Origin of the sequence: Sphingomonas floccifaciens, assembly GCF_042681125.1 — a bacterium.
GTDB classification, from domain to species: domain Bacteria; phylum Pseudomonadota; class Alphaproteobacteria; order Sphingomonadales; family Sphingomonadaceae; genus Sphingomonas; species Sphingomonas floccifaciens.
The window spans coordinates 256,874-273,961 of the sequence record NZ_JBHUFC010000002.1 but is presented as its reverse complement, the minus strand read 5'-3'; the positions used below and the strand labels follow the sequence as shown (position 1 = coordinate 273,961).

Genomic DNA, 17,088 nt, shown 5'->3' with positions numbered 1-17,088 from the left:
AGGACTGTTTTCGCTCGCTTTACAGCGGTGCGTTTGTCGCTAGTCTCCCGCGCCATTGCCGAAAGGCACCAGACATTCCCGGAGAGTTCATGTCCGATGCCATCGCGCGCGGCGGCGTACCGCCGACCGCAAAGCAATTCCTTGGCCATCCGCGCGGCCTATTCATGCTGTTCTTCGCCGAAATGTGGGAGCGTTTCTCCTATTACGGCATGCGTGCCATCCTGATCTTCTACCTGACCAAGCACTTCCTGTTCGACGAAAACCCAGCCTATGCGGTCTACGGCGCGTACACCTCGATGGTGTACATCACGCCGGTGCTGGGCGGCTATCTGGCCGACAAATATCTCGGCGCGCGCAAGGCGGTGCTGACCGGCGGCGTGCTGATCGCGATCGGCCATCTGCTGATCGCGCTGGTCGAGGGACCGACCGGGGAGCAGGGCTTCTACCTCAACGGCTTCTACGCGGGGCTCGCCTTCATCATCGTCGGCACCGGCTTCCTGAAGGCCAACATCTCGGTTCTGGTGGGCCAGCTCTATCCCCGCGACGACACGCGGCGCGACGGGGCTTTCTCGATCTTCTACATGGGGATCAACCTGGGCGCCTTTAGCGGGCCGCTGCTGGTCGGCTATCTCGGCGAGCGGGTCGGCTGGTCCTGGGGCTTCGGCGCGGCGGGGATCGGCATGTTGCTCGGCCTCGTCGTCTTCGTGCTGTTCCGCCGTGAGCTGCACGGCGCTGGCGAGCCGGTGAGTCCGGCGCTGCTGACGGAGCGGACACCGGTCGGCCTGTCGCGCGAATGGCTGATCTACATCGGCTCGGTGCTGATGGTCGGCGTCGCCTGGCTGCTGATCCGCGACGAAAGCGTCGTCGGCACGCTGCTACTGGCCTGCGTCGGCGTGACCTTCCTCTACATCTTCTACCGCGCCGCCTTCACCCTGCCGAAGGTCGAGCGCCATCGCATCTTCGCCGCGCTGTACCTGATCGCGCTGTGCCCGCTGTTCTGGGCACTGTTCGAACAAGCCGGATCGTCACTCAACGTCTTCACCGACCGTTCGGTCGACCGGACGCTGTTCGGCTGGGAGATGCCGGCGTCGTGGTTCCAGTCGGTCAACAGCTTCTGGATCATCACGCTCGCTCCGCTGTTCGGCGCGCTATGGACGTGGCTGGGCAAGCGCGGACTGGAGCCGAGTGCGCCGCTGAAATTCGCGCTGGGCTTCATCCAGATCGGGATCGGCTTCCTGGTCCTCGTTGCAGGCGCCGGCGAGAACGGTGCGTTGACGCCGGCGATCTTCGTCATCCTGCTCTACCTGTTCCACTCGACGGCGGAGCTGTGCTTCTCGCCGGTCGGCCTCTCCAGCATGACCCGCCTGTCGACTGCGTCGATGGTCGGGCTGATGATGGGCACCTGGTTCCTGTCGACCGCAGCCGGCAATTTCCTGGCGGCCAGGATCGCGCAGGCGACCGGCGGTGAAGGCGTCGGGCCGGAGCGCGTGCTGGAGGTTTATCAGACGATCGGCTGGTGGATCATCGGCATCGGCATCGTGGCGATCCCGGTCAGCTGGCTGGTTACCAAGCTGATGCACCTCGACACGATCGGGCGTGACGAGGTCGGGCACGGCCTGGCCGGCGAGGCCGAACTGGCCGAACCCGCCGCTGCGGGAACGCGCCCCGCCGGCGAAATGCGCAACTGACGATCGCGGGTGTCGGCGGACTGCCGACACCCCCCTCGTCATCGCGATGGATCGTGTGACGCGGCAAGTCGTTACGCATCGGTGACAAGGAGAGCCGATGTGGCGCACGAACATACCGACACCCAGCCCAAGCCCAATATTTCGACCGAACCCGGCCACAAGCCAGCCGCGGACAAGCCCGGCACCGAGACCCAGCCGAGCCCCAATCTGTCGACCGAACACCAGAGGGATGGCGATGCCCGAAGCCCCAGCGATACGCTCGACCGTGGTCAATAAGCTCGTCATCGGCGTCGCACTGGCGACGATCGCCCTTCCCGCCTCCGCGCAGGACGACGAAGGCCCGCGCCGGACGCGAGTCATCGTCGGCGCGCAGGTCGGCCCGGCCTTCCCCGGCGCCAGCCGCGGACAGGTCACGCCCTATCTCGACCTGTCGCGCACCCGCGGCGACCGCGACTATACCTTCGAGGCGCCGGACGAGAGCACCAGCATCTCCATCTATCGCAGCAACGGTTTCTCGATCGGTCCGGCGATCAATTTCCAGGGCAAGCGCCGCCTGCGCGACGCGGGCGGACTGGACGAGGTTGGCTTCGCAGTCGAAGTCGGTGCCTCCGCACAATTGTCGCTCGATCCATCCTTCCGTCTGACGGCGGAAGCGCGTCGAGGGGTCACCGGGCACAGCGGCTTCACCGGCATGGTCGGCGCTGACTACGTCCAGCGCGACGGCAACCGCTGGCTATGGTCGATCGGCCCGCGCGTGACGCTGGGCGATGCGAAATATGCCCGCGCCTATTTCGGGGTGACGCCACGCGAGACATTGGCGACGGGCATCGCGTCCTATCGGCCGGAATCGATGGTGATGGTCGGCGGCACCAGCAGCCTGCTCTACCAATTCACGCCGCGCTGGGGCGCGTTCGGATACGGCAAATATGATCGTATCGTGGGCGCTGCGGCGGACTCGCCGGTGACCCGCCTGTTCGGCAGCCGCAACCAATGGTCGGCGGGTGGCGGGATCAGCTACACCTTCGGGCGGGACGTTCGGTAGAGCGGTTTCCGTCCTTCCGCCCCGTTCTGTGCCGTGTTCAGGCGCAGGCCGGAGCATTGGCGATCGCCAGGGCTCGGCGGCAAAGGCTCCGGCCTACGCCGGAGCACGGGTTATTTCCGGTCAGCTGATAACCCCAACCCCGTTCGCGCTAAGCGAAGTCGAAGGGCGGCCCTCCACCAAGTGCTTCGACTTCGCTCAGCACGAACGGTTGGATAATGCTGATCGAAACCGACCCGAACGCCCGTGCCTCGACCTATTCAACTACGAACCGTCGCCCCGCAGGCCCTCTCCTACCCTACCCGGTTCGCGACCAGATCATCGACCACCGACGGATCGGCCAGCGTCGACGTATCGCCCAGCGACGACACGTCCCCTTCCGCGATCTTGCGCAGGATACGGCGCATGATCTTGCCCGAACGGGTCTTGGGCAGGCCCGGCGCGAACTGGATGGCGTCGGGGGTCGCGATCGGGCCGATTTCGGTGCGGACCCATTGGCGCAGCTCCGCGCGCAGTTCCTCCGACGCCGCCTCGCCGGCGTTGAGGGTAACGTAGGCGTAGATGCCCTGCCCCTTCACGTCGTGCGGCATGCCGACGACCGCTGCTTCGGCGACCTTGGCGTGCAGCACCAGCGCACTTTCGACCTCGGCGGTGCCCATGCGGTGGCCGCTGACGTTGATGACGTCGTCGACGCGGCCGGTGATCCAATAATAGCCGTCCTCATCCCGCCGGCAGCCGTCGCCGGTGAAATATTTGCCCGGATAGGTGGTGAAATAGGTTTGGAAGAAGCGCGCATGGTCGCCCCAGACCGTGCGCATCTGCCCCGGCCAGCTCCGCGTGATGCACAGGTTGCCGCTGACCGCGCCGTCGAGCACCTTCCCCGTCTCATCGACCAGTTGCGGGTGGACGCCGGGCAGCGGCTTCGTCGCGGAGCCGGGCTTGAGATCGGTCGCGCCCGGCATTGGAGCGATCATCGCCCCGCCCGTCTCCGTCTGCCACCAGGTATCGACGATCGGACACCGCCCCTCGCCGACCACGTCGTTATACCAGCGCCATGCCTCCGGATTGATCGGCTCGCCGACCGTGCCCAGCAGTTTCAGACTGGAGCGATCGGTCTTGGCGACGAAGGCATCGCCCTCCTTCATCAGCGCGCGGAGAGCCGTCGGCGCAGTGAAGATGGTGTGGACCTTGTGTCGGTCGACCACCTGCCAGATGCGGCTGGCGTCGGGCCAGTTGGGCAGGCCTTCGTACATCAGCGTCGTCGCGCCGTTGGCGAGCGGGCCGTAGAGGATATAGCTGTGCCCGGTCACCCAGCCGATGTCGGCCGCGCACCACCAGACGTCGCCCGGACGATAGTCGAAGCACCAATGATGCGTGAGACTCGCCCACAACAGGTAACCGCCCGACGAATGGAGCACGCCCTTGGGCTTGCCGGTCGAGCCCGAGGTGTAGAGGATGAACAGCGGGTCTTCCGCATCCATCGGCTCGGCCGGGCAGTCGGCGGAGACCTGGGCGGCGGCCTCGTGATACCAGACGTCGCGGCCGGTCATCGGCACGTCGGCGCCGGTCGCCTTCACGACGATGACGCGCTTCAGGCTCGGCGCCCGCTCCGCCGCGGCGTCGACATTTGCCTTGAGCGGTATTGTCTTGCCACCGCGCCGGCCGCAGTCCGCGGTCACGACGAGTCTGGAATCGCAATCCTCGATGCGGCCTGCCAGCGCATCGGGCGAGAAGCCGCCGAACACCACCGAATGGATCGCCCCAATGCGGGCGCAGGCGAGCACCGCAAACGCCGCTTCCGGGATCATCGGCATATAGATGGTCACGCGGTCGCCCTTCGCGACCCCTTCAGCCTTCAGCACATTGGCGAAGCGGCAGACGTGCTGGAACAGCTCCAGATAGGTGAAGCGCTTCGGCTCCTCCTCAGGCGCGTCGGGCTCCCAGATCAGCGCGACATCGTTGCCGCGGCTCGCAAGATGGCGGTCGAGGCAGTTGGCGGCGACGTTCAGTCGGCCATCGGCGAACCAGCGCACGCCGAAATCGGCCTCGTCGAACGAGCTCTGGTCGGCGACGGTCGGGGGGACGATCCAGTCGAGCCGCTGCGCCTGATCCAGCCAGAAACCGGTCGGGTCGCTCGCGGCGGCGTCGTAGAGCGCGGCGTATTTTTCCGCATCGACATGCGCGTGGCGCGCCCAATCCTGCGAAACGCGGTAAACGTCCGACACATCCCACTCCTTGTTATCGAACGCGCTTGTGCGGCAGCATGATTACGGGAGCAAGTCCTCAGACAATTCGAATATGTCGCTGCGACAAACCGCGACAGTTTCGTGCTGGACGGCGCCCGCACCACTCGGCACATCTGGCGGCGATGAAGCGTAGCATGACAGCGGCCCTGCTCGCGGCGAGCGTTTCGGCGTGTACCGTAGGCCCCGACTATCGCCCGCGGACGCCCGAGCAGCTCGGCGTGCCCGCGACCTTCTCCGTCCCCGCGACACCCACGCGCGAGGATCTGACACAGTGGTGGACACGGTTCGACGATCCGCTGCTCCAGCGGCTGGTTGCCTCGGCCGCGGACACCAACCTGGACGTCGCGCAAGCGGTCGCCCGGCTGCGGCAGGCGCGCGAGGCGCTGGTCCAATCGCGCGCGCAGCTGTTGCCCGGCATCACCGGATCGGGCGGCTATTCGCGCAACCAGAATCTGTTGGGCGGCAGCGCCGCGATCGTGCTGCCGGACGGGACCGTCACCAACATCTCGCGCGGCAATTCGAACAACTTCCAGCTGGGCGCGAGCGTTTCCTACCAGCTCGGCCTTTTCGGCGAGGTTCGCCGGACAGTGGAGGCGAGCGGCGCGGACTATCAGGCGTCGGGCTACACGTTGGCCAGCGTCATCCTGTCGACGCAGGGCGAGATCGCGCGCAACTATATCCTCGCGCGCGCCGCGCAGGCGCAGCTGGCGAATGCCCGCGCCAGCCTGGGGCTGCAGGACGACAATCTGGAGATCGCCGGGTTTCGCGTGCAGGCAGGGCTCGTCTCCAGCCTCGACCAGGAACAGGCCCGGTCGCAGCGCGCGCAGACCGCCGCGACTATCCCGACGCTGGAGGCGAGCTACAACAGCGCCGTATCGCGGCTGGGTGTCCTGACCGGGCAGGCCCCGGGTGCGCTCAAGACCGAACTCGCCGCCGTGCGCCCGATTCCGACGGGGCCGGCGATCGTCGGCGCCGGCATCCCCGCCGACGTGCTGCGCCAGCGACCCGACGTGCTGGCCGCCGAGCGCAGCCTGGCCGCCGCCACCGCCAGGATCGGCGTGGCGGAAGCGCAGCTCTATCCGCGCTTCTCGCTGACCGGCAACGTCAACACCAATGCGGCCGCCGTAAGCGGGCTGTTCGATACCGTCATCGGCACGCTGTTCGCCGGGCTGAACCAGCTGATCTTCGACGCCGGCCGCCAGCGTGCCGTCGTGCGCGCGAACGAGGCCGCGGCGGAGGGCGCGTTCGCCGCCTACAAGGGCACCGTGCTGACGGCGCTCGAAGACGTCGAGAATGCCGTCGTCGCGCTCGATACCGCCCGCGCCCGCCAGCGTGAGTTCACGGCAGCGCTGGACGCGGCCAATGCGACCGCGCTGCTCGCCCGGCTGCAGTATCGATCGGGCCTGACCGATTTCATCACGCTGACCCAGGCCGAAAGCGCGCTGCTGAGCGCCCGCAACGGCCTGACGAGCGCGCAATCGGACGAGGCGACCGCGCTCGTCCAACTCTACCTTGCGCTCGGCGGCGGCTGGGATGCCGCGGCCGGTGCGCCCCAAGCACCCGAACGGCAGGACCGCTGATGGCCACCACACTCGAACCGATCGACGACTTCCTGGGCGTGAAGCCGGTCAAGCCATGGCGGCGCTATGCCAAATGGGCGGCGATCGTCGTTGGCATCGTGCTGCTCGGCCTGCTGGTCAGCCGCTGCTTCGCCGGCGATGCCCCGCCCGAATATTCGGTCGAGGCGGCCAGGCGCGGCGACCTGACCGTGTCGGTATCCGCGACGGGCAAGCTTGCGCCGACCAACCAAGTGACGGTCGGATCGCAGCTCTCGGGCCTCGTCACGCGCGTGGTGGTCGACGTCAACGACCGCGTGGTCGCGGGACAGGCGCTGGCGCTGATCGACCCCGAACAGATCGACGACCAGATCCGCGCCGGTCAGGCCGCGCTCAACGCCAACCAGGCGCAGGTCGCGCAGGCGCGCGCCACGGTCGCCGAGGCGCAGGCCCAGCTCAACCGGCTGGAGGAAGTCTACCGTCTGTCGAACAAGCGCGTGCCGTCCGAAACCGAACTCCAGACCGGTCGCGCCAATTACAGCCGCGCGGTCGCCGCCCTGCGCGTCGCCCAGGCCAATGTCGCCGCCGCGCAGGCACAGCTCGCCCAGTCGCAGACCCAGCGCAACCGCGCGATCATCCGATCGCCGGTGTCGGGCGTCGTGCTCGCGCGCCAGATCGATCCCGGCCAGACGGTCGCCGCGTCGTTCAACACGCCGACATTGTTCGTCATCGCCGAGGATCTGTCGAAGATGAAGCTGGAGGTCTCGATCGACGAGGCCGATGTCGGCGAAGTGAAGGTCGGGCAGAAGGCGAGCTTCACCGTCGACGCCTTCCCCGGCCGCACCTTCCCGGCGGCGATCACGCGGGTCGACCTGGGCTCCAACCTGACGGTCAGCAGCGCATCGGCGACGAGCAGCACGACCACGACGTCGGCGACCGGACAGGTCGTCTCCTATGCCGCCGACCTGAGCGTCGCGAACCCCGACCTGACGCTGCGCCCCGGCATGACCGCGACCGCGGACATCGTGACGACGCAGAAGCAGAACGTCCTGCTCGTCCCCAACGCCGCCCTGCGTTTCCGCCCCTCGACCGGGGGCAGCGGCGACCGCGGCATCGCCGGATCGCTCGTGATGCGCGGACCGCGACGCGGCGGCGGCAGCGAACGCCAGGTCTCGACCCGCCGTGGTGCCCAGCAGACCGTTTATGTGAAGGGCGGCGACGGCCAGCCGCAACAGGTCCGCGTCGTCACCGGCGACACCAACGGCCAGATGACCGAAGTTATCGGCGGCGACCTGAAGCCCGGCATGGAGGTCATCACCGGCCAGATGGCGAGTGCGGCGGACGCGCAGACCAAGGGTGGCGGTTCGGGCCGTCGCCAGGGTGGCGGCGGTGGCGCGGGCGGCGGAGGCGGCCGTGGGCAGTAAGGCGACCATAGCCCTCTCCCCATTGGGGAGAGGGTTGGGAAAGGGGCAGGTGTCTCACCGAGACCGCCTGCTCTGCGAGCCCCCTGCCCCTCTCCCCCGCCCGCTCCCCAGAGGGGAGAGGGAGATATGAGCATCATCCAACTCCGCAACGTCACCAAGACCTATGGCGCCGGCGCGACGATGTTCCAGGCGCTGAAGGGCGTCGACCTCGACATCGAAGCGGGCGATTTCGTCGCCGTCATGGGTCCGTCGGGCTCGGGCAAGTCGACGACGATGAACATCCTCGGCTGTCTCGACGTGCCGACCGGCGGCACCTTCCTGTTCCGCGGTCATCATATCGAGACGCTGACCCGCGACCAGCGCGCGCTGTTGCGGCGCAAATACCTCGGCTTCGTCTTCCAGGGCTTCAACCTCCTCTCGCGCACTTCGGCGCTGGAGAATGTCGAACTCCCCCTGCTCTACCGCGGCGAGGACAAGAAGACGCGGGCCGATCTCGGCATGGCCGCGCTCGACAAGGTCGGCCTGAAGGACTGGTGGGACCACACCCCCGCCGAACTGTCCGGCGGCCAGCAACAACGCGTCGCCATCGCTCGCGCGATCGTCACCCAGCCCGATGTGCTGCTGGCGGACGAACCGACCGGCAATCTGGATTCGGAACGCTCGGTCGAGATCATGGAATTGCTGACCGACCTGAACCGCAATTCGGGGATCACCGTGCTGATGGTCACCCACGAACCCGACATGGCCGCATTCGCGCGGACGATCGTGCATTTCAAGGATGGCTTGGTGGAGCGGATCGAGCGTAGCGCAGAGGTGGCGGCGTGAGCGCTCATTTGCTCCCTCGCCCCCCAAAGGGGGGAGAGGGTTGCGCAGACTTGGCGGCTATGCCGCCTAGTCGAAGCTGGGTGAGGGGGAGGCGGCGCACCGCGCCGCGCGCGCCGATGGCGCGCTCGACCCCTCTCCAAGCTACGCTAACGCGCACGCGCGTAAGCTTCGCTATCCTCCCCCCTCTCCGGGGGGAGGGAAAGTAGGATCATGCTCGGCACCACCTTCATCCTTGCGATCCGCTCGATCCGCCGGCACCTGCTGCGCTCGTTCCTGACCATCCTCGGCATCGTCATCGGCGTCGGCGCGGTGGTGACGATGGTGACTTTGGGCAAGGCGACCACGTCGGCCGTCCAGCAGCAGATCTCCGCGCTCGGTACCAACGTCCTGCAGATCCGCCCCGGCCAGGGTTTCGGCCGCGGCGGCGGCGGGCCGCGTCCCCCCGACTTCAAGCCGGAGGATGTGGAGGCGATCCGCCGGCAGGTCACCGGCGTCACCGCGGTCGCCCCGCAGGCGCAGGCGACCGGAACCGCGATTTACGAAGGCTCCAACTGGTCGACGACGATCAACGGCACGACCTCCGCCTATTTCCAGGTCCAGCCCTGGCCGCTGACCGCCGGGCGCGCGTTCATGCCCGCCGAGGAAGCGGCGGGTAAGGCCGTCTGCATCATCGGCAATACCGTCTATACCAACCTCTACCGCGGCGGGCAGGCGGTGGGCACGCGGATGCGGATCAACGGGATCAGCTGCGACGTCATCGGCGTATTGACGACGCGTGGACAACAGGGGTTCGGCGGCGATCAGGACGATGTCGTCATCATGCCGATCAAGGCGGTCCAGCGCCGCTTCACCGGCAACCGCGACATCCGCCTGATGCTGGTCGGCGTCGATTCCGCCTTCTCGACCGGCACGGTCCAGTCGGGGATCGAGGACCTGCTACGCGAACGCCGCAACATCACGGGCGGGAAGCAGGACGATTTCAACATCTTCGACACCAAGCAGATCAGCGACACGTTGACCGGCACGACGACGATGCTGACCAACATCGTCGCGGCGGTGGCGGCGATCAGCCTGATCGTCGGCGGCATCGGCATCATGAACATCATGCTGGTCAGCGTGACCGAACGCACCCGCGAGATCGGCATCCGCCTGGCGATCGGCGCGGTGGCGAGCGAAGTGCTGCTGCAATTCCTGGTCGAGGCGGTGGTGCTGTCGATGCTCGGCGGCCTGATCGGCCTGGCCATCGCGCAGCTGGCGATCGCGGGCATCACCCCGCTGATGAAGGTGCCGTGGACATTCGACCTTCAGATCAACCTGATCGCCTTTGCGATCTCGGCGGTGATCGGCGTGGTCTTCGGCTTCTTCCCGGCCAGGCGGGCAGCAGCGCTGAACCCGATCGACGCGCTCAGGCACGAGTAAAACTTCTTCTCCCAATGGAAGAGGAAAGGAGCCGTCGAAGGCGGCGGGAAGGTGAGGGCAGGCTGGGAAACCGCGCCCTGCCCTCACCTGTCCGCGGCTTAGCCGCTCCCTCGCTCTCCCGAAGGGAGAGGAACTTTCACCCCTGCGGCCGCGTGATCGTCAGTTCGGGCGCGTGGACCAGCGCCCGCAACGCCTCCAGATCGTCCGGCGTATCGATGTCGATCAGCTCCGCCGGAGAGGTCACGACATGCTTGCCCGCCTGCACCAGATCGCGCGCGCCCGCGTCGCCCTCCAGTGTCATGAGAAAGTCGAACCGCGCGCGGCCGAACAGTGCCGGCGGGCGCGGTTGGGTGCCGTCGCTGGACGCGACCACCGCATCGTCCGAGTCCGCCGCATCGAGCAGGCGATAGATATGCGCCGCCGTCACGCGCGGCATGTCGGCCAGCGCGATCAGCACCGCTTTCGCGCCCGCGCCCGCGCCCTTCGCGGCCTCGACCCCCATGCGCACCGACCGCGCCATGCCCTCGCCCGGCTGGTCGTTGTGGATCACGCGGTAGCCCTTGAAGTCGAGCGAGCAGCCGTCGCGCACGACGAAGCGGTCCTGGAACGGAATGTCCTCCAGCGCGGTGACGACATGCAACCCGACCGGCTTGCCGAGGAATTCGGCCTCCAGCTTGTTGCTCCCTTCGAACCGCGACGATCGGCCGGCGGCGAGCAGGATCAGGACGGTATCCTCAGCGCGGATCATTGAACGCTCCTATCATCGCGGCGGTGATCGACAGCGCGATCTCGGCCGGGCCGACCGCGCCGATGTCGAGCCCGACCGGCCCGTCGATGCGGTCGATCTGTTCGCTCGACAGCCCCGCCTCCGCCAGCCGCTCCCGCCGCGCCGCATGGCTGCGCCGGCTGCCGAGCGCGCCGACATAGGCAGCGTCGGTCGCCAGCGCGGCGATCAGCGCGGGGTCGTCGATCTTGGTGTCGTGGCTGAGCGTCACCACCGCGGTCGACGGGCCGGGCGCATAGGCGGCGACCGCCTCGTCCGGCCAGCGATCGTCGAGCGTCACGCCGGGAAAACGCTCCTCGGTCAGGAACCGGGCGCGTGGGTCGATCACGACCGTCCGGATGCCCAATGTCGCGGCGAGCGCGCTGAGCGACTGTGCGATCTGTACCGCGCCCACGATCAACAACATCCGCGGCGGATCGTAGCGATTGAGGAAGGCCTCACCCGTCGTCTGCGGCCGCAGGTCGCTATGCCCGGTCGCCAGGTCGGTGGTGACGACCAGCGCCTTCCCCGCGTCGCGCGCGGCGGCGATCCGGTCGAACAGTTCGGGGTCGAACCCTTCCGCCGACACCGGCTGCACCAGCACCGCGATCTCGCCGCCGCACGGCAGGCCGACTTCCCAAGCCGCCGCATCGGCGACGCCGTAGCGCTTCACGACCGCAGGCGCGCCGGCGATCACCTCGGCTGCGGTCGCGAGGATGTCGGTTTCGACGCAGCCGCCGGACACCGAACCTTCGAACCGGCCGTCCGCATGGACGAGCATATGGCTCCCGCGCGGGCGTGGCGCGGAGCCCCAGGTCGAGACGACGGTGGCGAGTGCGAGCGGTTCGCCCTTCCACGCACGGGCGGCGGCGAGGACGCTATCGTTATCGGCCATTTATTTCCCTGTGCTCCCGCGCAGGCGGGAGCCTAGGGTTACCAGGGACGTCGCTCGCGGTCCTAGGCTCCCGCCTTCGCGGGAGCACGAATGGGGAAGGATCATACCTCCGGCAACCCCGGCAACAGCTTGTCGAGCGTGATCGGATAATCCCGCACGCGCACGCCGGTTGCGTTGTAGATCGCATTCGCCACCGCCGCGCCCGCGCCCGAGATGCCGAGTTCGCCGATCCCCTTCGCTTGGAGCGGATTCGCCCATTCGTCCCGCTCGGGCAGGAACTGGATGTCCATCATCGGCACGTCGGCGTTCACGGGCACATGATATTCGGCCAAGTCGTTGTTGACCACGCGCCCGTCGCGGGGGTCGTGGACCAGCTCTTCGCTCAGCGCCGCGCCGATGCCGAACACGATGCCGCCGATGCACTGCGACCGCGCGGTCTTCTCGTTCAGGATGCGCCCCGCGGCGAACGTCGAGTGCCAGCGGGACACGCGGACTTCGCCCGACACCGCATTCACCCGCACTTCGCAGAAATGCGCGCCATAGGACGCCTGGGTATGCGTCTCGTCGTTCTGGCCGGGCTTGATCGTGCCAACGGCGCTCATGCCTTCGCCGACGATCTCGCTCAGCGGCACCCGATTGTTGCCGGCGATGGCGTGGCCGTCCTTCAGCGTCAGGCCGGTCGGCTCGCAGTCGATCGCCGTGCAGATATTCTCGCGCAGCTTCTCCGCCGCCAGATAGACCGAACTGCCCGCCGACCCTGCGCCCCACGACCCGCCCGAGCCAGCCCCCGGCGGCAGATCGGTATCGCCCAGCTTCACCTCGACCTGCTCGATCGGCAGGCCCAGCAGGTCGCCGGCGATCTGCGCCAGGATGGTATAGGTGCCGGTTCCGATGTCGGTCATGTCGGTTTCGACGACCGCGCCGCCCGCAGGCGTCAGCGTCACCCGCGCCGACGATTCCATCGTCATGTTGCTCCGGGTCGAGGCGGCCATGCCGGTGCCAATCAGCCAGTCGCCCTCGCGCCGGCTGGCGGGCGCGGTCGGCGCCCAGCCGAACGCCTTCGCCCCCTCGTCCAGACAGTGCGACAGGTTGCGCGTCGAAAAGGGCACGTCCTGCGTCGGATCCTTCTCGGGATCGTTCAGCTTGCGCAGTTCGACCGGGTCGACGCCGACCTTCTCCGCTAGCTCGTCCATCGCGCATTCCAGCGCGAGCATGCCGACCGCCTCTCCGGGCGCGCGCATCGATCCCGCCAGCAGCCAGTTCATCTGAACCGTGTCATGGGTAATCCGCCGGTTCTCGCCCGCGTAAAGGAACTGCGTGGCGATACCGACCGGCTCGAAGAAATCTTCGCCGGGCAGGTTGCTGACGATATTTTCGTGGATCACGGTCGTCAGCTTGCCCGACGCGTCGGCACCCAGGGCGAGGCGCTGGTACGTGTTCGACCGGCGCACGGTCGCGTCGAAGACCTGCTGGCGGGCCATCACCACCTTCACCGGCCGCTCGACCGCGCGCGCCGCGATCGCCGCCGCGATCCCCTCGGTCGAAATGCCCAGCTTCGACCCGAAGCCGCCACCGATGTAGCGCGCGACGATCCGGACCTGATCGTCCTTCAGGTCGAGCGCGTCCATCAGCTGCTTCTTGTCCGACGACGGCATCTGCAGCGAGCTGTAGAGCGTCAGCCGCCCCTCCGCGTCCCATGTCGCGATCGAGGCATGGGGCTCCATCGCCGCGCTGTTCTGGCTGGGCGTCGTCCACACCGCATCGACGGTGTGTTCGGCGGCGTCCAGCGCCGCGTCGGGATCACCCGCTTCCTGATGCGCCGGCATCTGGCTGTCGGATGGCGTCTCCGCCTCGTCCAGCCGGTCGTCGAAGCCGGCGTCGGGCAGGCCCTCGACATAGTCGAACCGCACGAGATGCGCAGCATCGCGGGCGATCTCGAAGCTCTCGGCAACCACCACGGCGACATGCTCGCCGAAATAGTCGATGTCGCGCACGCCTTGCGTCGGGGCCTTTTCCTCGCCGCCCTGCTGCGGGTTGCGGGCGAAGCTGTCGAGGTCGACGACCACGTCGATCACCCCGGGCACCGCCAGCGCGTCGTCGGCGATGACCGCGTTCAACCGCCCCTTGGCGAAGGGCGCACTGACGAGCACGCCGTAAGCGAGGTCATCGATCGCATATTCCGCCGCATAGGTCGCGCGGCCCGACACTTTCAGCGGTCCGTCCACGCGATCGAGCGGCTTTCCGGTCAGCCCCTGCGGCGCGCCTTCGAGCAGGCTGTGCGGCATCGCCGCATCGAGTTGCAGCGTCTTGGTATCGGTCATGCCGCATCCTCCGTCAGCTCGCGCAGCACCACGGTCAGCGTCCGGCGCACGAGCGGAATCTTGAAATCATTCTCTCCGTAACCCTTCGCGTCGGCGAGCAGGGCGTCGGCCGCGGCCGCGAACGTCGCATCGCCGGGCGCCTGCCCGACCAGCGCAGCCTCGACCGCCGCGTCGCGCCACGGCATCGGGCCGAGCCCGCCGAAGGCGAGGCTGGCCGAGGCGATCCGGCCGTCCTCGACCGCCACGACGCCAGCGACGGACACCAGGGCGAAGGCATAGGACGCCCGGTCGCGAACCTTGCGATAGGTCTGGCGACCCGCGGCCGGCGCGGGCAGTTCGACATGGGTGATCAGCTCACCCGGCTGCAACACCGTCTCGATCTCCGGCGTGTCGCCCGGCAAGCGATAAAAGTCGCCGAGCGGAATCCGCCGCCGGTCGCCGCCGGGCGCCAGCGTCAGGACGACCGCATCCAGCGCCCGCATCGCGACCGCCATGTCGCTCGGATGCGTTGCGATACACGCCTCCGACGTGCCGAGGATCGCGAGGATACGGTTGAACCCCTCGCGTCCGTCGCACCCGCTGCCCGGCTCGCGCTTGTTGCAGCGCGCGTGGGTGTCGTAGAAATAGCCGCACCGCGTCCGCTGGAGCAGGTTGCCGCCGGTCGTCGCCTTGTTGCGCAGCTGCCCCGACGCGCCCGCCAGCAAGGCGCGGCTGAGCACTGGATAGCGCTCCCGTACCCTGGGTTCGGCGGCGAGGTCGGAATTGGGCACCAGCGCGCCGATCCGGAGGCCGCCGTCATCGGTGTCCTCGACATCGGCCAGGTCGAGCCGGCTGATATCGACCAGCTTCGCCGGCGTCTCGACCTGCAATTTCATCAGGTCGAGAAGGTTGGTCCCGCCGGCGATGAAACGCGCGCCCGTCTCCTGTACCGCCGCCTCGGGGGTGTCCGCGCGGGCGTAGTCGAATGTCTTCACTTCGCGCCCTCCCAAACCTGGCGGATCGCATCGCGGATATTGGGATAGGCGGAACAGCGGCACAGATTGCCGCTCATCCGCTCGGCGATCTCGCCGTCCGCCAACACGACGTCGCCGTCCAGATCGTCGCTGACATGGCTCGGCCAACCCTTGCTCGCCTCGTCCATCATGCCGACCGCGGAGCAGATCTGGCCCGGCGTGCAATAGCCGCACTGAAACCCGTCATGGCTGACGAACGCAGCCTGCAACGGGTGCAACGCGTCCGGGGTGCCGAGCCCTTCGATCGTCACGATCTCGTCATCCTGATGCATTACCGCCAGCGTCAGGCAACTGTTGATGCGCCGGCCGTTCACCAGAACGGTGCAGGCACCGCATTGACCGTGGTCGCAGCCCTTCTTCGTGCCGGTGAGCTGGAGATGCTCGCGCAGTACGTCGAGCAGGGAGGCGCGGATATCCGGCGCGGCTTCGTGCCGCTCGCCGTTGATCGTGAAGTGCATGTCAGGCTGGTCCCATGGTGGCTGTCTGGCTAACGCATTTGGGACGCTAGGTTTCCTGAGGGGGACGAGAATGTCGGCAGGATGGGCTCTGGTTCTGCTCGCGACGCTGGGCCAAGGTGGCGCCATGTCCGACCCGATCGTCATCGCCCATCGCGGCGCCAGCGGCCTGCGTCCCGAACACACCATCGCCGGCTACACGCTGGCGATCGAACAGGGCGCCGACTTCATCGAACCCGACTTGGTGCCGACGAGGGACGGCGTCCTCGTCGCGCGGCACGAGAACGAGATTTCCGAAACGACCGACGTTGCCGCCCATCCTGAATTCGCCGCGCGCAAGGCGACCAAGACGATCGACGGCGCCAAGGTGACCGGCTGGTTCACCGAGGATTTCACGCTCGCCGAGCTGAAGACGCTGCGCGCGAAGGAACGCCTGCCCCTGCTGCGCGGCACCGCATATGACGGCCAGTTCGACATCCCGACCTTCGCCGAGATCATCGCGCTCGCGAAGGCGCATCATGTCGGCGTCTATCCCGAGACCAAGCACCCGACCTATTTCGCCTCGATCGGCCTGGAAACCGACACGCCGCTCGTCGCGCAGTTGCGGGCGGCCGGCTGGGACAGCGCCGACGCGCCGGTCTTCATCCAGTCGTTCGAGGTCGCGAACCTCAAGCGCCTGCATGCGATGACGAAGGTCCGCCTGATCCAGCTGATGGAAGCGAAGGGCGCGCCCGCCGATGGCGCGATGCCGAGCTATGCCGCGATGACGACGCCGGACGGGCTGAAGGCGGTCGCCGCCTATGCGTACGGCATCGGCCCGAACAAGACCATGATCCGCGACGGTGACGCCGCCCCCTCGCGCCTCGTCGCCGACGCCCATGCCGCGGGGCTGAAGGTTCACCCATGGACCTTCCGCGCGGAGAACTATTTCCTGCCCAAGTCGCTGCGCATCGGCATCGATCCGCGCGCGCACGGGCGGCTGGGCGACGAGATCGCGCGCTATCTCGAACTCGGCGTCGATGGTTTCTTCACCGACTTCCCGCTAGAAGGATCGCGCGCCCGCGACGCTCGCCGGCTGCGCTGAAGAGTGTGTGGGGCAAGTTCGATGCGTAAAGTCCTGATCCTGTTGCCCGTCGCCGCACTCGGCCTGTCGGGCTGCATCGCGAAGACCGCGGTGGACGTGGTCACCATGCCGGTCCGGGCCGTCGGCCAGGTCGCCGACTGGGCGACCACCAGCCAGGACGAAGCCGACCGCAACTACGGCCGCCGCATGCGCCGGGCCGAAGCCCGCGAGGGCAAGGAACGCCGCGAATGGGCCAAACGCTGCCGCAAGGACCCGGAGGGCTGCGGCGAATATGACGGCTATGTCGCCGCGCATGACAAGAAGGTGCGGTGACGTTTCGTATTGGTGATGCTTCTGTGGGCTCTACGGGGATCAGGGTAT

At 67.7% G+C, this 17,088-nt stretch carries 15 protein-coding genes; 9 read left to right on the top strand and 6 right to left on the bottom strand.

What is annotated here, in order from left to right; genetic code table 11:
• Positions 1 to 89: 89 nt before the first annotated feature.
• The 3 genes from ACFSC3_RS04160 (at position 90) to ACFSC3_RS04150 (ending at position 2,730) form a co-directional block, all read left to right on the top strand.
• Complete coding sequence (locus ACFSC3_RS04160) at positions 90 to 1,688, top strand: peptide MFS transporter (RefSeq protein WP_380939040.1); 1,599 nt, start codon at positions 90 to 92, stop codon at positions 1,686 to 1,688.
• Positions 1,689 to 1,787: 99 nt separating this feature from the next.
• Entirely contained in the window at positions 1,788 to 1,964 is a 177-nt protein-coding gene (locus tag ACFSC3_RS04155; protein WP_380939038.1) for a hypothetical protein, read from the top strand.
• The gene (locus ACFSC3_RS04150; RefSeq protein WP_380939036.1) at positions 1,954 to 2,730 is read left to right on the top strand and encodes a MipA/OmpV family protein; all 777 of its coding nucleotides are present in this window, start codon (positions 1,954 to 1,956) and stop codon (positions 2,728 to 2,730) included. The genes ACFSC3_RS04155 and ACFSC3_RS04150 overlap by 11 nt, the downstream gene beginning before the upstream one ends.
• Positions 2,731 to 3,020: 290 nt before the next feature.
• Here the strand turns inward: ACFSC3_RS04150 and acs are convergent, their stop codons facing one another.
• Positions 3,021 to 4,952 (bottom strand): acetate--CoA ligase, encoded by a 1,932-nt coding sequence (gene acs / locus ACFSC3_RS04145; RefSeq protein WP_380939034.1) that lies wholly within the window; start codon positions 4,950 to 4,952, stop codon positions 3,021 to 3,023.
• A gap of 155 nt (positions 4,953 to 5,107) precedes the next feature.
• On the opposite strand from acs, the gene ACFSC3_RS04140 reads away from it, so the two are divergent.
• The 4 genes from ACFSC3_RS04140 to ACFSC3_RS04125 all read left to right on the top strand — a co-directional run bounded on the left by ACFSC3_RS04140 (position 5,108) and on the right by ACFSC3_RS04125 (position 10,197).
• Entirely contained in the window at positions 5,108 to 6,553 is a 1,446-nt protein-coding gene (locus tag ACFSC3_RS04140; RefSeq protein WP_380939033.1) for an efflux transporter outer membrane subunit, read from the top strand.
• Positions 6,553 to 7,953, top strand: a complete 1,401-nt coding sequence (locus tag ACFSC3_RS04135) for an efflux RND transporter periplasmic adaptor subunit (protein WP_380939031.1) — start codon at positions 6,553 to 6,555, stop codon at positions 7,951 to 7,953. Before ACFSC3_RS04140 ends, ACFSC3_RS04135 begins: the two co-directional genes overlap by 1 nt.
• 126 nt (positions 7,954 to 8,079) lie before the next feature.
• A complete protein-coding gene (locus tag ACFSC3_RS04130; protein WP_380939029.1) occupies positions 8,080 to 8,778 on the top strand; it encodes an ABC transporter ATP-binding protein in 699 nt (232 codons plus the stop codon).
• Positions 8,779 to 8,988: 210 nt separating this feature from the next.
• Positions 8,989 to 10,197, top strand: coding sequence for an ABC transporter permease (locus tag ACFSC3_RS04125; RefSeq protein WP_380939027.1), 1,209 nt, complete (start codon positions 8,989 to 8,991; stop codon positions 10,195 to 10,197).
• A gap of 136 nt (positions 10,198 to 10,333) precedes the next feature.
• Here the strand turns inward: ACFSC3_RS04125 and ACFSC3_RS04120 are convergent, their stop codons facing one another.
• The 5 genes from ACFSC3_RS04120 to ACFSC3_RS04100 all read right to left on the bottom strand — a co-directional run bounded on the left by ACFSC3_RS04120 (position 10,334) and on the right by ACFSC3_RS04100 (position 15,647).
• Positions 10,334 to 10,945: a nucleotidyltransferase family protein gene (locus tag ACFSC3_RS04120; protein WP_380939025.1), complete on the bottom strand. Its 612-nt coding sequence runs from the start codon at positions 10,943 to 10,945 to the stop codon at positions 10,334 to 10,336.
• Entirely contained in the window at positions 10,932 to 11,855 is a 924-nt protein-coding gene (locus ACFSC3_RS04115) for an XdhC family protein (RefSeq protein WP_380939023.1), read from the bottom strand. The genes ACFSC3_RS04120 and ACFSC3_RS04115 overlap by 14 nt, the downstream gene beginning before the upstream one ends.
• Positions 11,856 to 11,956: 101 nt before the next feature.
• Positions 11,957 to 14,176, bottom strand: a complete 2,220-nt coding sequence (locus tag ACFSC3_RS04110; RefSeq protein ID WP_380939021.1) for a xanthine dehydrogenase family protein molybdopterin-binding subunit — start codon at positions 14,174 to 14,176, stop codon at positions 11,957 to 11,959.
• On the bottom strand, positions 14,173 to 15,150 hold the full coding sequence (locus ACFSC3_RS04105) for an FAD binding domain-containing protein (RefSeq protein WP_380939019.1): 978 nt from the start codon (positions 15,148 to 15,150) through the stop codon (positions 14,173 to 14,175). The genes ACFSC3_RS04110 and ACFSC3_RS04105 overlap by 4 nt, the downstream gene beginning before the upstream one ends.
• Positions 15,147 to 15,647 carry a 2Fe-2S iron-sulfur cluster-binding protein gene (locus tag ACFSC3_RS04100; RefSeq protein ID WP_380939017.1) on the bottom strand — a complete coding sequence of 167 codons (501 nt, stop codon included), beginning with the start codon at positions 15,645 to 15,647 and terminating at the stop codon, positions 15,147 to 15,149. The genes ACFSC3_RS04105 and ACFSC3_RS04100 overlap by 4 nt, the downstream gene beginning before the upstream one ends.
• Positions 15,648 to 15,717: 70 nt before the next feature.
• Here ACFSC3_RS04100 and ACFSC3_RS04095 point away from each other — a divergent pair, with 70 nt between their 5' ends.
• Together ACFSC3_RS04095 and ACFSC3_RS04090 are read left to right on the top strand one after the other, a co-directional pair.
• Positions 15,718 to 16,728: a glycerophosphodiester phosphodiesterase gene (locus tag ACFSC3_RS04095; RefSeq protein WP_380939015.1), complete on the top strand. Its 1,011-nt coding sequence runs from the start codon at positions 15,718 to 15,720 to the stop codon at positions 16,726 to 16,728.
• 21 nt (positions 16,729 to 16,749) lie between these two features.
• On the top strand, positions 16,750 to 17,040 hold the full coding sequence (locus ACFSC3_RS04090; RefSeq protein WP_380939013.1) for a hypothetical protein: 291 nt from the start codon (positions 16,750 to 16,752) through the stop codon (positions 17,038 to 17,040).
• The last annotated feature ends 48 nt before the right edge of the window (positions 17,041 to 17,088 follow it).